Source organism: Corynebacterium sp. (genome assembly GCF_052107835.1).
In the GTDB taxonomy this organism is placed as follows: domain Bacteria; phylum Actinomycetota; class Actinomycetes; order Mycobacteriales; family Mycobacteriaceae; genus Corynebacterium.
The window spans coordinates 69630-88914 of the sequence record NZ_JBQEDF010000004.1; the positions used below are offsets into that span (position 1 = coordinate 69630).

16 protein-coding genes are annotated in these 19285 nt (G+C 69.1%); all 16 read right to left on the reverse strand.

The genetic code is table 11. The annotated features are described in order from the left end of the window. Window positions 1-18 precede the first annotated feature (18 nt). Window positions 19-1305, reverse strand: coding sequence for an HNH endonuclease signature motif containing protein (locus ACTIL2_RS01830; RefSeq protein ID WP_442335740.1), 1287 nt, complete (start codon window positions 1303-1305; stop codon window positions 19-21). Between the two features lie 192 nt (window positions 1306-1497). Beyond that, the gene (locus ACTIL2_RS01835; protein ID WP_442335741.1) at window positions 1498-3027 is read right to left on the reverse strand and encodes an RsmB/NOP family class I SAM-dependent RNA methyltransferase; all 1530 of its coding nucleotides are present in this window, start codon (window positions 3025-3027) and stop codon (window positions 1498-1500) included. Continuing rightward, window positions 3027-4007, reverse strand: a complete 981-nt coding sequence (gene fmt / locus ACTIL2_RS01840) for a methionyl-tRNA formyltransferase (protein WP_442335742.1) — start codon at window positions 4005-4007, stop codon at window positions 3027-3029. The genes ACTIL2_RS01835 and fmt overlap by 1 nt, the downstream gene beginning before the upstream one ends. After that, on the reverse strand, window positions 4004-4507 hold the full coding sequence (gene def / locus ACTIL2_RS01845; RefSeq protein WP_442335743.1) for a peptide deformylase: 504 nt from the start codon (window positions 4505-4507) through the stop codon (window positions 4004-4006). Before def ends, fmt begins: the two co-directional genes overlap by 4 nt. A 181-nt stretch (window positions 4508-4688) precedes the next feature. Then, window positions 4689-6758, reverse strand: a complete 2070-nt coding sequence (locus ACTIL2_RS01850; protein WP_442335744.1) for a primosomal protein N' — start codon at window positions 6756-6758, stop codon at window positions 4689-4691. A gap of 13 nt (window positions 6759-6771) precedes the next feature. Beyond that, entirely contained in the window at window positions 6772-8022 is a 1251-nt protein-coding gene (metK, locus tag ACTIL2_RS01855; protein ID WP_442335745.1) for a methionine adenosyltransferase, read from the reverse strand. Between the two features lie 87 nt (window positions 8023-8109). Then, window positions 8110-9357, reverse strand: coding sequence for a bifunctional phosphopantothenoylcysteine decarboxylase/phosphopantothenate--cysteine ligase CoaBC (gene coaBC, locus ACTIL2_RS01860; RefSeq protein ID WP_442335746.1), 1248 nt, complete (start codon window positions 9355-9357; stop codon window positions 8110-8112). 144 nt (window positions 9358-9501) lie between these two features. After that, window positions 9502-9774 (reverse strand): DNA-directed RNA polymerase subunit omega, encoded by a 273-nt coding sequence (rpoZ, locus tag ACTIL2_RS01865; protein ID WP_442335747.1) that lies wholly within the window; start codon window positions 9772-9774, stop codon window positions 9502-9504. Between the two features lie 25 nt (window positions 9775-9799). Further along, window positions 9800-10378 (reverse strand): guanylate kinase, encoded by a 579-nt coding sequence (gene gmk, locus ACTIL2_RS01870; protein ID WP_442335748.1) that lies wholly within the window; start codon window positions 10376-10378, stop codon window positions 9800-9802. A gap of 5 nt (window positions 10379-10383) precedes the next feature. Then, window positions 10384-10704, reverse strand: coding sequence for an integration host factor MihF (mihF, locus tag ACTIL2_RS01875; RefSeq protein ID WP_442335749.1), 321 nt, complete (start codon window positions 10702-10704; stop codon window positions 10384-10386). A 293-nt stretch (window positions 10705-10997) separates the two neighbouring features. After that, window positions 10998-11834, reverse strand: coding sequence for an orotidine-5'-phosphate decarboxylase (gene pyrF / locus ACTIL2_RS01880; RefSeq protein WP_442335750.1), 837 nt, complete (start codon window positions 11832-11834; stop codon window positions 10998-11000). Further along, window positions 11824-15171 (reverse strand): carbamoyl-phosphate synthase large subunit, encoded by a 3348-nt coding sequence (carB, locus tag ACTIL2_RS01885; RefSeq protein ID WP_442335751.1) that lies wholly within the window; start codon window positions 15169-15171, stop codon window positions 11824-11826. The genes pyrF and carB overlap by 11 nt, the downstream gene beginning before the upstream one ends. After that, entirely contained in the window at window positions 15172-16347 is a 1176-nt protein-coding gene (gene carA, locus ACTIL2_RS01890) for a glutamine-hydrolyzing carbamoyl-phosphate synthase small subunit (RefSeq protein WP_442335752.1), read from the reverse strand. A gap of 2 nt (window positions 16348-16349) precedes the next feature. Continuing rightward, window positions 16350-17732, reverse strand: coding sequence for a dihydroorotase (locus ACTIL2_RS01895; protein ID WP_442335753.1), 1383 nt, complete (start codon window positions 17730-17732; stop codon window positions 16350-16352). Continuing rightward, window positions 17729-18706, reverse strand: a complete 978-nt coding sequence (locus ACTIL2_RS01900; protein ID WP_442335754.1) for an aspartate carbamoyltransferase catalytic subunit — start codon at window positions 18704-18706, stop codon at window positions 17729-17731. Before ACTIL2_RS01900 ends, ACTIL2_RS01895 begins: the two co-directional genes overlap by 4 nt. After that, window positions 18703-19272, reverse strand: a complete 570-nt coding sequence (pyrR, locus tag ACTIL2_RS01905) for a bifunctional pyr operon transcriptional regulator/uracil phosphoribosyltransferase PyrR (protein ID WP_442335755.1) — start codon at window positions 19270-19272, stop codon at window positions 18703-18705. The genes ACTIL2_RS01900 and pyrR overlap by 4 nt, the downstream gene beginning before the upstream one ends. Between the last annotated feature and the right edge of the window lie 13 nt (window positions 19273-19285).

Below are 19285 nucleotides of genomic sequence, written 5' to 3' on the forward strand. Positions count from 1 at the left end.
GTGTAAGTGGGGAGCAGGTTATCCCCCGGGCCCGGGATCAGGCTGGGGTGCGGGAGTGGGTGGGGTGAATCCGGCGAGTTCGGCGACGTCGCAGTCACTCATTCCCTTGAACCTGGCCAGCGGCCCGTCGGCGTGGGTGGTGTGGGTGTCGCCGTCGGGGCCCGTCCAGTGGATGGTGAATCCGCCGTCGTCGGTGTAGCAGCTCCAGGTCCCGTCGGTTTTGCCCGCGTGGTGGGCCCGGCACAGTTTCTGCCCGTTGGTCACCGCCGTCGGCCCATCGCTGTCCGGGTCGGTGTGCGCGGAGTTGACGATGTGGTCGTTGTCGCACTGCACCGCCGGGACGGTGCACGACGGGAACCGGCAGTGCCCGTCACGGCCGTCGAGGTAGAGCTTCTGGGTGAAGGTGAACGGGTACCCGGCCGATGCCGGGATCCTGGTGGGATCGGTGGCGACCTCCTTGACGGTATCGGCCACCGATTCCAGGCGGTCAGCGGTGGTGGTATCCACCCACCCGCAACTGGGCAGGTAGCCTGCCCCGATCCCGTGGATGCCATCGAGGCTCGCGCGGTACAGGTTGACCCGCACGGTCATTGTTTCCGGTGCATCCCCGAGAAGTTCGAGAAGGACCTGTGCCTTGAGCTGGGAAGGTGTCGGCAATCCGGGAAACTCGGCGGCGGTATCCTCGTCCAGCAGATCCCGGTCACGTCGTAGTCCGGCAAGTCGCTGGCGAACTTTAGTGTCCAGCGCATCGGCGATTGCTGCGCTGGTGGTTTCCGATCCGGTGGTCAGGATGTACTGCAGGCCCTTGCGGTACAGCGTCGAGGACTCCGCCTCGGCAGCAGCGGTCTCCTCGGCGAGATCGGGGGCCAGGTCGATCAGTGCTGCATCGACGCGGTCGCGCAGGGCGGGCAGGGGAACCGGGGAGGAGGAGGCCGCCAGCCAGTCGGTGAGCGCGTCTGCGACGGCGGCGTCGAGATCGGCGCGGACCTGCTCGACAGCCTTTGCGGGCACCGTCGTCAACTGGCGGTTGATGCGGCTCCAGATGACCTCGAGGTGATCGGCGGTGACGGTGCCGGCCTCTGCGACGGCAGCGAACAGGTCAGGCATGCGCAGGGAGACGTCTGCGGCGTGTGCGAACCTGATCGCGTCCGAACGGGTGCGCGAACGTAGGGCGAGAGCGGTGGACACCCTGGATCGTTCGGGCAGGGTGGCGAGGTAGGAGATGATGACGACTTCGCCGTTGTTGAGCAGTGCCTGGACGTCGGTGATGGTGTGGTGCGGCGGTTCGGTGCTGGTGGTGGTCATGTCCCCGGTGTCCCCCTGTGTCGTGTTCGTTGACGAAAGTGTATACGACGGTGTGGACACATGCAACCATATGTTCGATAAACATGGTGCACGCCAGGGGGAGCCGGGCGCACGAGGACATGGCGGGTCAGGGCCGCACAGTCCTGCATGGTGGGGATGGTGGCCGAGGCACATCCCCCACACGGACGGGACCTACCGGCGCAGTACGGCGAAGAACATCGCGTCCGTCCCGTGGCGGTGGGGCCAGAGCTGCACGAAGGGCGCGGAGTCCAGTGCCGAACCGTCCGACGCGTCAGCGAACTCCGGGAACAGGGCCGTGGCGTCCTCTATCTCCGCGCCGGTCTCCTCCGCGATCGAGCGGACGACCTCCACCGTCTCCGCCGGGTGCGGCGAACAGGTCGAGTAGACGACCACGCCACCGGGTGCGGTGACCTTGAGGGCGGACCGCAGCAGGTCACGCTGCAGGGAGACCAGCTCGGGAACATCGTCGGGCGACTTGCGCCACCGGGCCTCAGGACGACGGCGCAGGGCACCGAGCCCGGTGCACGGGGCGTCGACCAGCACCCGGTCGAATCCCGGGCGCTCCCCGGCGGGCACGTCCAGGCCCGTGATTGCCGCAGGGTCACGCCCGTCTCCGACATGCACGGTCACCGGCAGTCCGCTGGTCGCCTTCCGTACCAGGTCGGCGCGGTGCTCTGCAGGTTCCACGGCATCGACCCGTGCCTGGTCGCCCAGCCCCCAGGAGGCGATGAACGCCGTCTTGCCGCCGGGGCCGGAGCACAGGTCCAGCCACCGGCCACGGTCGTCCGCCACCGGGGCGCGCAGCAGCGCGAGGGCGATCAACTGTGACCCCTCGTCCTGTACGGAGGCGAGTCCGTCGCGCACCGGCTCGAGCTTCCCCGGGTCGCCCTCGGACAGGTGGACGGCGTACGGGGACCAACGGCCCTCCTCGCCGCCGGTGACCAGGGCAAGCTCCTCGCCGGAGATCTGTCCCGGACGCGCTGCCAGGTGCACGAGCGGACGGGAGTCATCGGCGGCGAGTGCGTCCCCGAGGTCGGCTGCCGGGGCGTCCGCTGTCCCACCCAATGCCGTGTTGAACACCTCGGCGATCCACCGCGGATGAGAGGTCTCCATGGCGAGACGCTCGATGTCGTCGGTGATCCCCGCGGTCACGGTCCGGAGCCACTGCTCCGGCGATGTCCGGGTGATCCGGCGCAGCACACCGTTGGCGAAGCCGGTCGCCTTGCCCTCACCGTTGGCCTTGACCAGCTCCACACTGGTGTTCACCGCGGCGTGGTCGTCGACCCGGGTGCGCAGCAGCTGGTAGGCGCCGAGACGCAGGGCGTCCAGCACCGTCTCGTCGGTGCGGGCGACCGGGCGTCCGGCGGCCTCGGCGATCACCGCGTCCAGGAACCCCTGGGCGCGCAGTGTGCCGTAGGTCAGTTCGGTGGCGAACGCCGCGTCCCGGCCGGTGATCTTCGCCGCACGCAGGGCGGCGGGCAGGGCCAGGTTCGCGTAGGCGCCTCCGGAGGACACCTGCCGCAGGACGCCCAGGGCGGCGTCACGCACCTTGTCGCCGGACCCCTGGGTATCGCGGGCCTCGTCGTGCTCCTGCCGATGCGTTTCGCTGCGCCGCCGGTAACCGGACTTGCCGCCCTGTGTCCCCGACTTCTTCTGCCCCGGCTGGTCACCGGAGGTCGATCGTGACCGGAAGCCACCCATCAGGATTCTCCTTCCGTGGATTCGAGTACGGGCGTGTGCCCGTCGAAGAGGTCACTGTGCCCGCGGGCCCAGTCTGCCGCCGCCATCATCTTCCTGCCCGGTGGCTGGATCCTGGTGATCTCCAGAGGAGCGTCGCCGGTACCGACCAGGACGGCGTCCCGCGTGGCGGTGAGCTCACCCGGCGCCAGGTCAGCGGCGGAGTCGGCGAAGGTCAGCAGCCCCAGTTTGTACCGCTCCCCGTCCAGCACCGTCCACGGTCCGGGGGCCGGGGTGTGGGCACGGGTGGTGCGCTGGACATCCACCGCGGGACGCCGCCAGTCGACGCGGGCGTCGGCCGGGGTGATCTTCGCGGCGTAGGTCATGCCGTCCTCGGGCTGCGGCTCCGGGACGACGTCACCGGAGGCGAGCCCGTCCAGGGTGTCCGACAAGAGGACGCGTCCTGCGCAGGTCAGCCGGGTCAGCAGGTCATCGGCGGTGTCGGTTGCGGAGATCGTCTCGGTGACCTCGCCCGTGACCGGTCCCGCGTCGAGCTCGGGCACGATGCGGAACGTCGTCGCCCCTGTCGTCCCGTCCCCCGCGGCAATGGCGGCCTGCACCGGTGCCGCGCCACGCCACCGGGGAAGCAGCGAGAAGTGCAGGTTGATCCAGCCGTGACGGAAGATGTCGAGCACGTCCGCGGGCAGGATCTGGCCGTAGGCCACGACCGCGACGGCGTCCACCCCGTCGGTGGCGTACCCCTGCAGCACACGGCGGACCTCGTCGGCGTTGTCGGCCGAGGCCTTCAGTGAGGGCCATTTGTGCACGGGTACCCCGTGGGCGTCGGCCACGTCGGCGACCCGGGACGGGTGCAGCGTCCTGCCCCGGCCGCGTTTGGCGTCCGGCTGGGTGAGCACGCCGACGACCTCGTGCCCGGAGGCCTCCAGAAGGTACTGCAGGGTCAGGGCAGCGGGCTCGGGCGTTCCGGCGAAGAGGATCCTCATCGGTTGAACCACCCACTTCCCCTGATCTCCGCCATGACGGCACGGCGGTCCGTGGACTCCATGCGCTGGAAGAACATCGTTCCGTCGAGGTGGTCGGTCTCGTGCTGGACGCACCGCGCGAGCAGCCCGCTGACCTCCCGGTCGACCGGCTCGCCGTCCACGGTGACCCCGGTGACGTGGACTGCTTCCGCCCTGGTCACCGGCCCGCCGGTCTCCGGTACCGAGAGGCATCCCTCACGTCCGGTCTGGGTCTCCTCCCCGATCGTCTCCCACACGGGGTTGATGATGTGGCCACGGTCGCCCTCGCAGTCGAAGACGAAGACGCGGCGTGTCACCCCGACCTGGTTCGCTGCCAGGCCCACGCCCCCGGCGTCGTCCATGGTCTCCAGCATGTCGTCGATGAGGGTGCGGAGGGTGGCGTCGGCGGTGGGGTCGTCCACCGGGTCGGCGACGGTCCGCAGGACGGGATCTCCGAACAGTCGGATATCGAGAACGGTCATGGAGTCCAAGTCTACTCACGTGGTACGGGGGCAAGCCCAGGCAGTAGGGTCGACGCCACGGACCCCCTCACTATCCTGATCCTCGCTGTCGTGTTCCTCGCGCTCCACGCCTACATCACGTACGTGGCGGTGCTGTACGGAGTCCGTAACGGGATGCGGGTTCACGGTTGCGAGGGCGGGGCTATCCGACCCGCACCGGGTCGACGACGACACGCAACGGGTCACTCTGGCGCCGCGTGGCACGCAGGGACAGCGCCGCCCGCAGGCTCGCGCCGAGGGTCTCGGCACCTGCGCCATCGTCGGTGCCACCCGACGCCGGCACCCGGATGATCAGCCGCCGCGCCTCACCGGCCTCCGGTTCGCCCAATCCCGCCGGGCGCCGGATCCCCGGTGGCAGTTCCACCGGCCCCAGCAGTTCCACGGGGCCGATCGACTCCGGTGGTGTCCAGGCGTCCTGCAGCTGGTCCAGCGAGGTGGACGTACCGTCCACGGCAACCATGACGACCGCCGGGGGGAAGCCCGCCTCCCGCCGGTTCCCGAGCTCGGTGGCGGCTGCACCCTCCGGGTCCCACCGGATCAGTTCCTGGGCGGTCGGGTCGGCGGTCGGTGACACCAGCACCACTTCACCACCGTCCTCGCGTGGCCGCACCAGGGCGGCCGCCTCCATCCACTGCCGCAGCGACTGCTCCGTCGCACGCAGGTCCGCGCGACCGAGGGGCAGCCAGGCATCCATGAGCACGGCCGCGCTGTACAGGCCGCCGTCCACCACCGGCTCGGCCCCGGGCGTGGCGACCACGAGTCGTGGGGCGTCCGGAAGACTGTCCTTGACCTGGCCACCCCCGGACACGGTCACGCCGACCCCGGGAAAGGCCCGGCCCAGCTCCTCGGCGGTGCGTTCCTGACCGACAACCGACATGCGCAGGGCGTGACCGCCGCAGGAGGTGCAGGTGAAGTGCCCCTCCAGGGCCCCGCACCACCGGCACCGGGGCGCGGCGGCATCATCCTTCGAGCCACCGCCACTGCCACCGGGTATCTCGAGCGGGCCGTTGCACCGGCGGCACCGTGCCGGTGTGCGGCAGGAACTGCACGCCACGGCGGGTGCATAACCGCGCCTGGGGACCTGCACCAGCGCCGGATGCCCGGCGTCCAGGGCCTTACGGATGGCCTTGTAGCCTGCCGACGGCATCCGGGCGTGGTTCTGGTGGGCGTCGTGGATGTCGTCGAGGGCGTGGATCCAGGGCAGGCGTGCACGCAGGACGTCGGGCTCCGCGCGCAACGTGGGTGTGAAGCCCTCCTCCACCCACTGCTGCACTTCGGCGGTCCGGTGCACGCCCCCGACGATGAGTCCGCAGCCCTCCAGCTCAGAGCGCATGCGGACGACCTCCCGGGCATGCAGGTAGGGAGCGCGCGGATCCACGAGGGAGTCCTCCCCGTCACCGACGAGGACGGCGAGGCGGAGATCCTTCACCGGCGCACTGGCCGCCGACCTGGTACCGACGACGACACGCCCCTGTCCCTGGAGGACGGCCAGGTGCCGACGGTACCGTGCCGCAGCGCCCACTTTCGCGGTGAGTTCGGTGATCTGGGCGGCGGACAGGAACCGGCGCAGCGCGGTGGTCAGGCGGTCGACATCGCGCTGGTCGGGGGCGACGATGAGGACACCGCCACCGGACCAGGCCACCGTCGCAGCCAGTTCAGCCAGCCGTGCCGGCCAGTCCTCCCCCGTCGTCCAGAGCCAGGAGGCGCGGGCGGCCCGTCCGTCCAGCACGGCGGTGAGGAAGCTGTCGGCGTGGCGGTAACCGGCCCACCCCTGCGCAGCTGCGTCGCAGGGCGCGGCAACAAGGTCGTCACGGGAGACGAGGGAACCGTAGAGTTCCTCCCAGGACGCTCCCCCGCCGAACAGTCCCGATTTCTCCGCGGTTGCGTGGCGGGAGGGGACGATCGCGCGGATCACGTCGGAGCGGGTGCCGGCGTAGTGGTCGGCGAGGCGGTTGACCAGGTCCCAGAGGTGCGGCGGGACGATCCGCACGGGACTGACCACCCTGTTCAGCGGAGCCAGCTCACCGACGTGGTCGGTTGTACGTCGGCGTTCGACCAGGAGGGCGTCCACCAGGCGCCCGGCGAAGCGGACGCGGACCTTCACCCCCGGCTGTGCCTCGGCATCACACTTCTCCGGGACGGCGTAGTCGAACAGCCGGTCAAGGTGCGGAATCCCCAGCAGCGGGAGGACCCTGGCAACGGGGTTGGTCACGGTGAAGCGCCGGCTAGTTCACGACGGCGGCGCCAGCCACGCGGTCGGCCGCAGCGCGCAGTGCATCCGCCCGGTCGACCGCCTCCCAGGGAAGGTCGATGTCGGTCCGGCCGAAGTGGCCGTAGGCGGATGTCTGCGCGTAGATCGGGCGCTTCAGGTCCAGTTCCCGGATGATCGCGTTGGGGCGCAGGTCGAAGACCTCGTTGACGGCCTGCTGGATCTGCTCGTCGGTGTGTCCGCCGACGGCAGTCCCGAAGGTCTCGACGTAGAGACCGACCGGCTGTGCCTTGCCGATGGCATAGGCGATCTGCACCTCGGCACGGTGCGCCAGTCCGGCGGCGACGATGTTCTTCGCCACCCAGCGCATCGCGTACGCGGCGGAGCGGTCGACCTTGCTCGGGTCCTTGCCGGAGAATGCGCCACCACCGTGGCGGGCCATACCGCCGTAGGTGTCGACGATGATCTTGCGCCCGGTGAGTCCGGCGTCCCCCATCGGACCGCCGAGGATGAAGGAGCCCGACGGGTTGATGAGCACCGTCAGTTCACCGGTGGCGAAACGTTCCAGACCGGCGTCCCGGATGACCCAGTCGATGACGTGCTCGCGGAGCTGGGCGGTGAGCTCCTCCTGCGTGATCTCCTCGTCGTGCTGGGTGGAGATGACCACGGTGTCCAGGTGGGAGGGCTGTCCGTCAGCGTCGTAGGCGAAGGTGACCTGTGTTTTCCCGTCGGGGCGCAGATGGTCCACAATGCCGTCCTTGCGGACCTGGGTCAGCCGACGGGACAGCCGGTGCGCCGTGGAGATCGGCAGGGGCATGAGTTCGGCCGTTTCGTCGGTGGCGTAACCGAACATGAGTCCCTGGTCGCCGGCGCCACCCTGGTCGTCGGCGTCGCGGGTGGAGCCCTCGTCCTCGTGGCGGTACTCGTGGGACGTGGTCACCCCGTCGTTGATCTCCTGGGACTGCGCGCCGATGGCGACGTTCACGCCGCAGGTGGAACCGTCGAAACCGACCTCGGAGGAGGTGAAGCCGATGCTGCGGATCGTGTCGCGGACCAGTTCCGGGATCTCCACGTAGGCGTCGGTGTGGACCTCGCCTGCGACGTGGACCTGACCGGTGGTCACGAGGGTCTCCACTGCGACGTGTGAATTCGGGTCCTTGCGCAGGAGCGCGTCGAGGATGGTGTCGGAGATCGCATCGCAGATCTTGTCGGGGTGCCCCTCGGTCACCGATTCACTGGTGAAGAGGCGGGAATTCGAACTGGTCACTGTCAGTCGGCTTTCTGTGGTTGGCGGTTGTCTCTTGCCCAGACTCCACCATAGTAGACCAAGCAGTCTGGATGGTGGAGCGGTCGGTCACGGCAGGAGGGACTCAACCGCGTCGAGGATGTGGGATGCGACGACCAACTTACTGGCTGCGGGTACCTCGGTGACGTCCTCGGCCCCCGGACGGTCCCCCGGCACCAGGATCCAGCCGGAACTGTCCTCCTGCCCGAAGACCACACCCTCACCCACTGCATTGCACATCAGCAGGTCACAGCCCTTTCGCTCCAGCTTCGCCCGGGCGTGGTCCAGGGGCGTGTGGGTGGCGTCCCCGGTCTCCGCGGCGAAGCCGCCGATCAGCAGGTCCCCGGGGAGCTCACCGGAGCGTCGCCGCTGCACCAGCCCGCGGAGGATGTCCGGGTTCTCGGCGAGCCGCAGGGTGGACAGCTCGTCCTCGCCGCCCTTCTTCAGCTTGGCGTCCGCCCGGGACGCGGGACGGTAGTCCGCCACCGCGGCGGCCATGACGACCACGTCCATCCCGGGCGCGAGTTCGGCGACCGCCGACTCGAGCTCCCGTGCACTGCTGATCCGGGTGACCCGGGCCCCCGACGGGACGGGGAGGTCGTCGGTGTGTCCTGCGACCAGCTCCACCTGGGCGCCGCGCTGGACGGCGATGTCCGCCAGGGCGTACCCCTGGCGTCCGGAGGACGCGTTGCCCAGGAAGCGGACGGGGTCGAGGGACTCGTGCGTCCCCCCGGCGGTGACCAGGATCCGCCGGCCGGCCAGCGACTGCCGGAACATCCCGGAGCGGCCGTGGGCGGCAAGGGCGAGGGCCCCGATGTGCTCAGGCTCGGGCAGCCGGCCTGCCCCGCTGTCCACACCGGTCAACCGGCCGTGGGCCGGTTCCAGCACCACAGTGCCGCGGCGGCGCAGTGTCGCCACATTGTCCCGGGTGGCCGGATTCCGCCACATCTCGGTGTGCATCGCCGGAGCCAGAACCACCGGACAGGTCGCCACCAGCGCGCTGGCCGTCAACAGGTCGTCGGCCCGGCCATGGGCCAGCCGCGCCATGAGGTCCGCGGTGGCCGGGGCGATGACCATCAGGTCAGCCTCCTGGCCGAGACGCACGTGCCGGACCTCGTCCACCCCGTCGAAGACGGTCGTGGACACGGGGTTGCCCGACAGGGCCTCGAATGTCGCCGCACCGACGAAGCGCAGGGCTGATTCGGTGGGGACGACGTGCACGTCATGTCCGGCCTCGGTGAAGTAGCGGACCAGTGCGCACGCCTTGTAGGCGGCGATCCCCCCGCCGACACCGACGAGAATCTTCAAGTCATTCACAGTGAACCACCCTAGCCCACACCGTCCCCGGCGATGGCCGGGACCACCTCCCCGGACACGGGACAGCGCTTGCCCGGGCACGCTTCAGATGGTGAAGCGTGCCCGGGCAAGCGCTGACTGCCGGACGCCGGCGGGATACCGGAACTAGCCTTCGGTGTGCTCCAGGAGGTCACCCTCGATCTCGCGCAGGGCGATGGAGAGCGGCTTCTCCTGTGCTTCCGGGGTGACGAGCGGGCCAACGAACTCGAAGACCCCGTCACCGACCGTCTGGAAGTAGTTGTTGATCTGCCGGGCACGCTTGGCGGCGAAGATCGCCAGGGCGTACTTCGAGGACACCTTCGTCAGCAGCTCGTCGATCGGCGGGTTGGTGATGCCGATGGGCTGGTCGAAGACGGTTGAGTTGTCGTTGCTTTCCACTTGCACACCTTTGTTTCTGGTTTTGCTACTCTGCACTGCCGGTCAGCAGTCCGCCGATCTCGGCGACGGCCGAGTCCACGTTGTCGTTGACCACGACCCGGTCGAACTCCTCCTTCGAGGAGAGCTCCTCCCGGGCCGTTTCGAGACGGCGGCCAATGACGTCGTCGCTCTCGGTGCCGCGGCCGGTGAGCCGGTCGACCAGTTCCTCCCATGACGGGGGAGCCAGGAAGACCGTCAACGCCTCGGGCATCATGCGCTTGATGTTGCGGGCACCCGCGAGGTCGACCTCGACCAGGACAGGACGACCGTCCTCGAGAGCACGGCTGACCGGCAACCGCGGGGTTCCCGAGAGCTGCAGACCACCGTGGATTTCCGCCCACTCCAGCATGAGGCCGGAGTCGACCTCCTCCCGGAACCGGTCAATGGGGACGTAGTGGTAGTCACGACCGTCAACCTCGCCGGGACGGGGGTCCCGGGTTGTCCACGAGACACTGAAGAACAGGTCCGGGACGCTCGACCGGAGACCGGCGACAACGGTGGACTTGCCGACCGCAGACGGCCCGGCCAGAACGACGAGGCGGGGAGCCGGCGTGTCTGGGGCCAAGACTCCTACGCCTCGAAGCCGAAGCGATCCAGGAGTGCGCGGCGCTGACGGTCGCCGAGGCCACGCAGGCGGCGGGTCGGGGCGATCTCCAGCTCGGTCATGATCTCCTGCGCCTTGACCTTGCCGACCTTGGGCATGGCCTCGAGGAGGGCGGACACCTTCATCTTGCCGATGATCGGGTCCTCATCTGCGTCGGCGAGGACCTGCTTGAGGTCGGTGCCGCCACGCTTGAGCTTCTCCTTGAGCTCGGCGCGGGCCTTGCGGGCCTCGGCGGCCTTCTTCAGGGCTTCTGCACGCTGCTCCGGGGTCAACTGGGGAAGGGCCACGGGTTCCTCCGTCTAATTCTGTGGTTTGATGTCGCTTGCTTATGGATCTTGCTGGGTACTGCAGGGTGTTTCATTCAGCGGGACCGAGCGTCCTGCTGAAGCCCCGACGCATACTAGCGATGCGCCGTGCCGGATAGCAACAACTCCGAGTGGGAGCCTACGCGTTCACCGGCTGCCGATCGACCAACGACACCCCGGGGGTGAGCCCGGGAGAAGCGTTGCAGGTCGCGACCATGAAACAACGCGCCAAGTGTAGCACTCCGGAGAACAGAAGATGAATAAACCCCTGGATACTACTCCGGAGCCACCTGCGGGAACCCGACGCTAGCACTGCCCACCGCCGCGCGCAGCGCCCCAATATCCGGGCCCGCTGCGAGGATCGACCGCGACATATTGGGGCTGGCCCACATTTCCGCAGGTCCGGCGATCTGCCGCACGTCATCTGCCGCGCCGCCCTGGGCGCCGACGCCCGGCATCAGGACGACACCGCCGACTCCGGCGAGGGACGGCGGATCCTCCACCGTCGCCCCGACCACCACACCGATGTTGCCGCCGCCGGGGTGCGTGCTGTTGAGCTTCCCGGCCCAGTCAACGACCGTCTGCGCCACCGTCACCCCGTCCGGGCCGGTGAGTCCCTGGAACTGAGGCCCCTCGGGATTCGAGGTCGCGGCCAGCACGACCACTCCCCGACCCGTGGACTCGCCGACCTCCACGGCCGGACGCAGCGAGTCCAGGCCGAGGTACGGCGACACCGTGACGGCGTCCGCGCACAGCGGCGAATCACCGGACAGCCAGGCCCGGGCGTAGCCGGCCATGGTGCTGCCGATGTCACCGCGCTTGGCGTCGGCGATGACCAGGGTACCGGCGGCGCGCAGGGCGGCCAGGGCGTCCTCCAGCACGGCCATGCCGGCCGAGCCGAAGGCCTCGTAGAAGGCGACCTGGGGCTTGACGATGCAGGCGGTGTCGGCGAAGGCCTCCACACAGGTCCGGGAGAACCTCCGCAGCCCGTCCACGTCGACCGGGAGTCCCCAGGACTCCAGGATGCCGGCGTGCGGGTCCATGCCCACACAGAGGCGTCCCAGGGCCGAGGAGCGTTCCAGGTAGCGTTCGCCGAAGGTGCTAGTGGTCATGCTCGACGTCCTGGATCGCCCGCACCACGGTGGTGGACCCCTTCAGAGCCTCGATGGCCTGCACGGCGGCGACCGCACCCTGCACGGTGGTCACGCAGGACACACCCTGCCGGACGGCCGCGGCACGGATGTCGTAGCCGTCACCGCGGGCAGCGGCGGTGGACGCCGGGGTGTTGAGGATGAAGTCGATCTCACCGTCGTTGATCAGGTCCACGATGGAACGGTGCTCGGCCGACGCGGTGCCGTTCTCGATCTGCGTCTGCTTGGAGACTGTCACGCACTGCAGGCCGTTGCGCCGCAGCATCGCCGCTGTGCCCTCGGTGGCGACGAGCTCGAAGCCCAGTGACGCCAGCCGCTGGATCGGCAGGATCATCGTCCGCTTGTCCCGGTTGGCGACGGAGACGAACACCCGTCCGTTGGTCGGCAGGGAGCCGGTGGCGGCCTCCTGGGACTTGGCGAAGGCGGTGCCGAAGTCGGAGTCGAGACCCATGACCTCACCGGTGGACTTCATCTCGGGGCTGAGCAGGCTGTCGAGCATCTCGCCCTCGGGGCTGCGGAAGCGGTTGAAGGGCATGACCGCCTCCTTCACCGCGATCGGGTGCCCCAGAGGCAGTGAGCCGCCGTCACGGTCGCCGGGGATGATCCCCTCGGAGATCAGTTCACGGATCGGCGTCCCCGTCATGATCCGTGACGCGGCCTTGGCCAGCGGCACGCCGGTGGACTTGGACACGAACGGGACCGTCCGTGAGGCGCGCGGGTTGGCCTCGATGACGTAGAGGATGTCGTCCTTCAGGGCGAACTGGACGTTCATCAGGCCCTTGACACCGATTCCGTGCGCCAGCGCCTCGGTGGAGCGCCGGACGTTGTCGATGTCCGACTCCCCCAGCGTCATCGGCGGCAGGGCGCAGGCGGAGTCACCGGAGTGGATGCCGGCCTCCTCGATGTGCTCCATCACGCCGGCGAGGTAGACCTCGTCGCCGTCGCACAGGGCGTCGACGTCGATCTCAATGGCGTTGTCCAGGAACCGGTCGACCAGCACCGGGTGGTCCGAGGTGATCTCGGTCGCCCGGTCGATGTAGTCCTCCAGGGAGGGCTCGTCGTAGACGATCTCCATGCCGCGGCCACCCAGCACGTAGGACGGGCGGACCAGCACCGGGTAGCCGATGCGGGACGCGACGCCGCGGGCCTCGGCGAAGGTGGTGGCGGTGCCGAAGGCGGGGGCCGGGAGCTCGGCCTTGGCCAGGACCTCACCGAACTCGCCACGGTCCTCGGCCAGGTTGATGGCCTCCGAGGACGTGCCGATGACCGGCACACCGGCGTCGGTGAGACGCTGTGCCAGGCCCAGGGGGGTCTGTCCACCGAGCTGGACGATCACGCCGGCGACCTCGCCGGACTGGGTCTCGGCGTGGTAGACCTCCATGACGTCCTCGAAGGTCAGCGGCTCGAAGTAGAGGCGGTCGGCGGTGTCGTAGTCGGTGGAGACGGTCTCCGGGTTGCAGTTGACCATCACGGTCTCGTAGCCCACCCGCGACAGTTCCAGGGCGGCGTGGACGCAGGAGTAGTCGAACTCGATGCCCTGGCCGATGCGGTTCGGGCCGGAACCGAGGATGATGACCTTCTGGCGCTCACGCTGCTCAGCGACCTCGGACTCCGCCTCGGGGTCCATCTCGTAGGTTGAGTAGTGGTACGGGGTCTGTGCCTCGAACTCGGCGGCACAGGTGTCCACGGTCTTGAACACCGGGCGGATCCCCAGCGACCAACGCAGTGAACGGACACCGTCCTCACCGGCCAGCTCGGGACGCAGTGCGGCGATCTGGGCGTCCGACAGTCCCAGGTACTTCGCCTCGCGCAGCAGGTCCTCGCTGAGGACCGGGGCGTCCTCCAGCTCGGCCCGGAAATCAACCAGCGCCTTCAGTTCGTGCAGGAACCAGGGATCCACGCCCACCGAGGCACGGTGCACCTGGTCAACCGTGGCGCCGAGGCGCAGGGCCAGCTCCATGTCGTACATGCGGCCCTCGGTGGGCCGACCCAGGTCGTCGAGGACGGCGTTGAGGTCGCGGGCGCGGTCGCCGGCGAAGTACTCGTCGCTGGTGGTCCAGAAGCCGGCGGGCCTGGTCTCCAGGGAGCGCAGCACCTTGTTCAGGGCCGAGATGTAGTTGCGGCCCACGGCCATGGCCTCGCCGACGGCCTTCATGGTGGTGGTCAGGGTGTCGTCGGCGCCGGGGAACTTCTCGAAGGCGAACCGGGGGGCCTTGACGATCACGTAGTCCAGGGTCGGCTCGAAGGCGGCCGGGGTGACCCGTGTGATGTCATTGCGGATCTCGTTGAGTGAGTAGCCGATGGCCAGCAGCGCGGCGATCTTGGCGATCGGGAAACCTGTCGCCTTCGAGGCCAGGGCCGAGGAGCGGGAGACGCGCGGGTTCATCTCGATGGTGATGAGCCGGCCGTCCTCCGGGTTGATCGCGAACTGGATGTTGCAGCCGCCGGTGTCCACGCCCACGGCGCGCAGGATGTCGATCCCTTGGTCACGCATGATCTGGAACTCGCGGTCGGTCAGCGTCATCGACGGGGCGACGGTCATGGAGTCACCGGTGTGGACGCCCAGGGCGTCGACGTTCTCGATGGAGCAGATGACCACGGCGTTGTCGTCGCCGTCGCGCATGAGCTCGAGCTCGAACTCCTTCCAGCCGAGGATGGACTCCTCGATCAGGACATTGGCCTCCGGGGAGGCGGCGAGGCCCCCACCGGCGATGCGGTCGAGGTCCTCGTAGGTGAAGGCCAGGCCGGAGCCCAGGCCACCCATGGTGAAGGAGGGGCGGACGACGACCGGCAGGCCGAGTTCGGCGACGGCGTCGTGGACCTCGTCCATGTCGTGGCAAACCGCGGACCGGGCGGACTCGCCGCCGATGGAGGCCACAATGTCCTTGAATTTCTGGCGGTCCTCACCGCGCTCGATGGCGTCGATGTCGGCGCCGATGAGCTCCACGCCGTACGTGTCGAGGATGCCGAGGCGGTCGAGCTGGATCGCGGCGTTCAGGGCGGTCTGCCCACCCAGGGTCGCCAGCACGGCGTCGACCGGGTGTCCGGCCTCCTTCTCCGCGGCGAAGATCTTCTCGATGTACTCGGGCTGGATCGGCTCGATGTAGGTGTGGTCGGCGAACTCCGGGTCGGTCATGATCGTGGCCGGGTTGGAGTTGATCAGCGAGACCCGCAGACCCTCGGCCTTGAGGGCACGGCACGCCTGGGTGCCGGAGTAGTCGAACTCGCAGGCCTGGCCGATGACGATCGGGCCGGAGCCGATGACGAGGACGTGGTTGATGTCGGTGCGCTTCGGCATTTAGTTGTTCCCTTCCATCAGCTCGATGAACTGGTCGAACAGTGGGTTGGCGTCGTGGGGGCCGGCGGCGGCCTCGGGGTGGTACTGGACGGAGAAGGCGAGGCCGCTGTCGAGGGCGACGCCTTCGACACAGTCGTCGTTGAGGCAGGTGTGGGTGACCTGGGCGGTGCCGAAGTCGGTGTCGAAGGGCTCACCGGGACGTCCTCGCAGGGCGAAGCCGTGGTTCTGCGAGGTGATGTCGATTTTGCCGGTCAGGTGGTTGATCACGGGTACGTTGATGCCGCGGTGCCCGAACTTGAGCTTGTAGGTGTCCATGCCCAGTGCCCTGCCCAGGATCTGGTTGCCGAAGCAGATGCCGAACAGCGGCACCCCCCGCTCCAGCACGCTGCGGACCTGCTCGACCATGACGTCGGCGGTGGCAGGGTCGCCGGGACCGTTGGAGATGAACACGCCGTCGGCGCCGTACTGCTCCAGCAGTGGCTCGACCGGGCTGTTCGCCGGGACGACGACGGTGCGGACCCCGCGGGACGCGAGGTTGCGCGGGGTGTTGGACTTGATGCCCATGTCGTAGGCGATGACGGTGAAGCGGGCGTCACCGTCGGGCTCGATCACGTACACGTCATCGGTGGAGACCTCCACGGCCAGGTCGGCCCCGGCCATCGAGGGCTGGTCGTTGACCTCGGCGACCAGCTCCTCCACCGGACGCGCGGCGTCCCCACCGCTGAAGACACCGGCCTTGACCGAACCCTTGTCGCGCAGGTGGCGGACGATCGCGCGGGTGTCGACGCCCTGGATGCCGATGATGCCCTGCTTCTCCATCTCCTCGCCCAGCGGACGTTCGGCCCGCCAGTTGGAGACGGTGCGGGACAGGTCGCGGATGACCAGGCCGGCGACCCAGATGCGGTCGCCGTGGGACTCGCCGTCCTCGTCGTTCCAGCCGGTGTTGCCGATCTGCGGGGCTGTCGCCACCACGATCTGCCGGTGGTAGGAGGGGTCGGTCATCGTCTCCTGGTAGCCGGTCATGGCGGTGGTGAAGACGGCCTCGCCGAGGGTGGTGCCCCGGGCGCCGAACGCGCGTCCGCGGAACACCCGTCCATCGGCGAGCACCAGCAGCGCGGGGGTGCGGGAGGAACTCACAGCAGTACTCTTTTCTTCTTCTCTTGTTGGATCAGTCATTCTTACGCGTCCACCACGTCGCCGTCTCGGCAGGTGACCCTGCCGCGCAGCAGCGTGGTCGTCACCTTCACCGGGAGGTCCATGCCCTCGTAGGGGGTGTTGCCCGACTTGGACGCCAGCTCGTCTCCGCGGGCTGTCCAGGTGCGGCCGGTGTCGACGACGCAGAGGTTCGCCGGCTCCCCCACCTCGACCGGCCGGCCCTGGCCGGGCAGCTTCAGGATCTCGGCGGGCCGCTCGGACATCACCTTCGCCACGAAGCGCCAGTCCTGTGCGTCCTGCCCCTCGGGGACGTTGGTGACGAAGAGCTGGGCGATCAGCGCCAGGGAGGTCTCCAGCCCCAGCATGCCGGGGCGCGCCTGGTCGAACTCGCAGCACTTCTCCTCGGAGCCGTGCGGGGCGTGGTCGGTGGCCACGCAGTCGACCGTGCCGTCGATCAGTGCCCGGCGCAGCGCCAGGGTGTCGCGGGTCTCGCGCAGCGGCGGGTTGACCCGGAAGTGCCCGTCGTAGGTCTCCAGCTTCTCGTCGGTGAGCACCAGGTGGTGGGGGGTCACCTCGGCGGACAGCGGGATGCCGTGCTCCTTGGCCCAGGCAAGCAGTTCCACGGTCCCTTCGGTGGAGGCGTGGCAGATGTGCAGTCGTCCGCCGTAATCGCGGGCCAGCAGGGCGTCGCGGATGACGATGGACTCCTCGGCGACCCGTGGCCACCCGTTCAGGCCCAGGCGCGCGGCGGTCTCGCCCTCGTGGGCGACCGCGCCCTCGGTGAGCCGGGGCTCCTCGCAGTGCTGCGCGAGCAGGACGTCCATACCTCCGGCGTACTCGACGGCGCGGCGCATCAGACGGGGGTCGTCGACGCATTTCCCGTCGTCGGAGAACATCCGGACCTTCGCCCCGGAATCGGCCATCATGCCGAACTCGGTGAGTTCCGTCCCCGTCAGTCCGCGGCTGATGGAGCCGACCGGGTGCACATCGCAGAGGTTGGTCTGCTGGCCCTTCATCCACACCATCTCGGCGATGGCGGGCGTGTCGGTGACCGGGTCGGTGTTGGCCATGGTGAACACGGCGGTGAAACCGCCCCGGGCGGCGGCGGCGGAACCGGTGGCGATGGTCTCGGTGTCCTCACGTCCCGGTTCACGCATGTGGACGTGCATGTCGACGAGCCCGGGCAGCAGCACCTGGCCATCGAGGTCGAGGACCTCGTCGCAGGTCAGGCTCCCGGAGGCCGCGATCTCCGCGATCGCACCGTCCCGGACCAGCACGTCGGACGGCTCTCCCTCGCCGTAGACGAGCACACCGCGCAGCAGGGTCTCCCCCTCGGCGGGCGCGTGCAGCGTGCCGGTGGCCGGGTAGTCGTTCACGTTCTTCTCCTGTGTCTCGTTGTTGCTCATTCGGTGCCCCCGTCATGCCCGGCGTCGGTGCCGACCAGCAGCGTGAACAGTGCCGCCATACGCACGTGCACACCGGCGGTGACCTGGTCCAGGACCACGGCCTGCGGGGCGTCGGCCACCGCGTCGCTGATCTCCATGCCGCGCAGCATCGGACCGGGGTGCAGGACGACGACGTCGTCGTCCAACCGGTTGAGGCGCGCCTCGGACAGGCCGTAGCGCGTCGCGTACTCGCGGTGGGACGGGAAGAACCCGCCGTTCATCCGTTCGGCCTGGACGCGCAGCATCATCACGGCATCCGCCCCGGCGATCGCGGCGTCCATGTCCGTGCTGGTGCGCACCGTGCCGGTCGCGCCGTGGGGATTGACCCAGTGCCCGATGCCCAGCGGCAGCAGGGTGGGTGGGGCAACGAAGGTGACGTCCACACCCAGCGCCGTGAGCAGCAGTGCATTGGATCGGGCGACGCGGGAGTGCAGGATGTCCCCGACGATGACGACGTGGCTCCCGGACAGGTCGCCCAGCTTGTTGCGCAGGGTGACAGCGTCCAGCAGTGCCTGGGTGGGGTGCTCGTGGGAGCCGTCGCCGGCGTTGAGGACGCTGATGCCGTCGGTCCCCTGCCCCACCCAGTCGGCGACCTGGCGTGCGGCGCCCGAGGACGGGTGGCGCATGATGATCGCATCGGCGCCGACCGCCCGCAGTGTCAGTGCCGTGTCCCGGAGGGACTCCCCCTTTTTCACGCTCGACGAAGACGCGGAGATGTTGATCACGTCCGCACTCATCCATTTGCCGGCGGTCTCGAAACTGGACCGGGTGCGGGTCGAGTTCTCGTAGAACAGGGTGAAGACGGTGCGCCCGCGCAGGGTCGGCAGCTTCTTGACCTCGCGGTCCCGCAGGGACTCGGCGAAGCGGTCCGCCTCGTCCAGCAGGCCGGTGATCTCACCGGCCGTCAGGTCGGCGATGCTCAGCAGGTGCTTCATTCGTCGGCTCCTTCCGGCGACCCACCGGACCGGAACAGCCGGACCTCGTCGGCACCGTCGATCTCCGCGAGTGTCACCTGGACGTCCTCGCTGGTGGAGGTGGGGATGTTCTTGCCCACGTAGTCCGCGCGGATCGGCAGTTCGCGGTGCCCGCGGTCGACGAGGACGGCCAGCTGCACGATGTGGGCCCGGCCCACGTCCCGCAGGGCGTCGAGCGCGGCCCGGATGGTGCGTCCGGAGAACAGCACGTCGTCGACGAGGACGACGGTGGCACCGTCTATCCCCCCGCGCGGGATGCTCGTGGACTTCAGCGCGCGGTGCGGCGTCGACGTCAGGTCGTCACGGTAGAGGGTGGCGTCCAGCGCGCCGTGGAAGACCTCCACGCCACTGAACTCGTGGATGCGCGTGGCGAGACGCGCCGCCAGCGGCACTCCCCCCGACGGGATCCCCAACAGGACGACCCGGCCGGAGCCCGGTGCGTCCAACGCCGTCTTCTCGATGATCTGGTGCGCGATGCGTGCGACAGTACGACCGACATCGTCGGCGTCCATGATCGCAGTGCTCATCGTGACCTCCTTC

What these genes read in the sequence shown, in the direction of transcription:
- ACTIL2_RS01830 (WP_442335740.1), bottom strand. Translation starts at nt 1,305, where the DNA reads ATGACCACCACCAGCACCGAACCGCCGCACCACACCATCACCGACGTC.
- ACTIL2_RS01835 (WP_442335741.1), bottom strand. Translation starts at nt 3,027, where the DNA reads ATGGGTGGCTTCCGGTCACGATCGACCTCCGGTGACCAGCCGGGGCAG.
- fmt (WP_442335742.1), bottom strand. Translation starts at nt 4,007, where the DNA reads ATGAGGATCCTCTTCGCCGGAACGCCCGAGCCCGCTGCCCTGACCCTG.
- def (WP_442335743.1), bottom strand. Translation starts at nt 4,507, where the DNA reads ATGACCGTTCTCGATATCCGACTGTTCGGAGATCCCGTCCTGCGGACC.
- pyrF (WP_442335750.1), bottom strand. Translation starts at nt 11,834, where the DNA reads ATGACCACTAGCACCTTCGGCGAACGCTACCTGGAACGCTCCTCGGCC.
- carB (WP_442335751.1), bottom strand. Translation starts at nt 15,171, where the DNA reads ATGCCGAAGCGCACCGACATCAACCACGTCCTCGTCATCGGCTCCGGC.
- carA (WP_442335752.1), bottom strand. Translation starts at nt 16,347, where the DNA reads ATGACTGATCCAACAAGAGAAGAAGAAAAGAGTACTGCTGTGAGTTCC.
- ACTIL2_RS01895 (WP_442335753.1), bottom strand. Translation starts at nt 17,732, where the DNA reads ATGAGCAACAACGAGACACAGGAGAAGAACGTGAACGACTACCCGGCC.
- ACTIL2_RS01900 (WP_442335754.1), bottom strand. Translation starts at nt 18,706, where the DNA reads ATGAAGCACCTGCTGAGCATCGCCGACCTGACGGCCGGTGAGATCACC.
- pyrR (WP_442335755.1), bottom strand. Translation starts at nt 19,272, where the DNA reads ATGAGCACTGCGATCATGGACGCCGACGATGTCGGTCGTACTGTCGCA.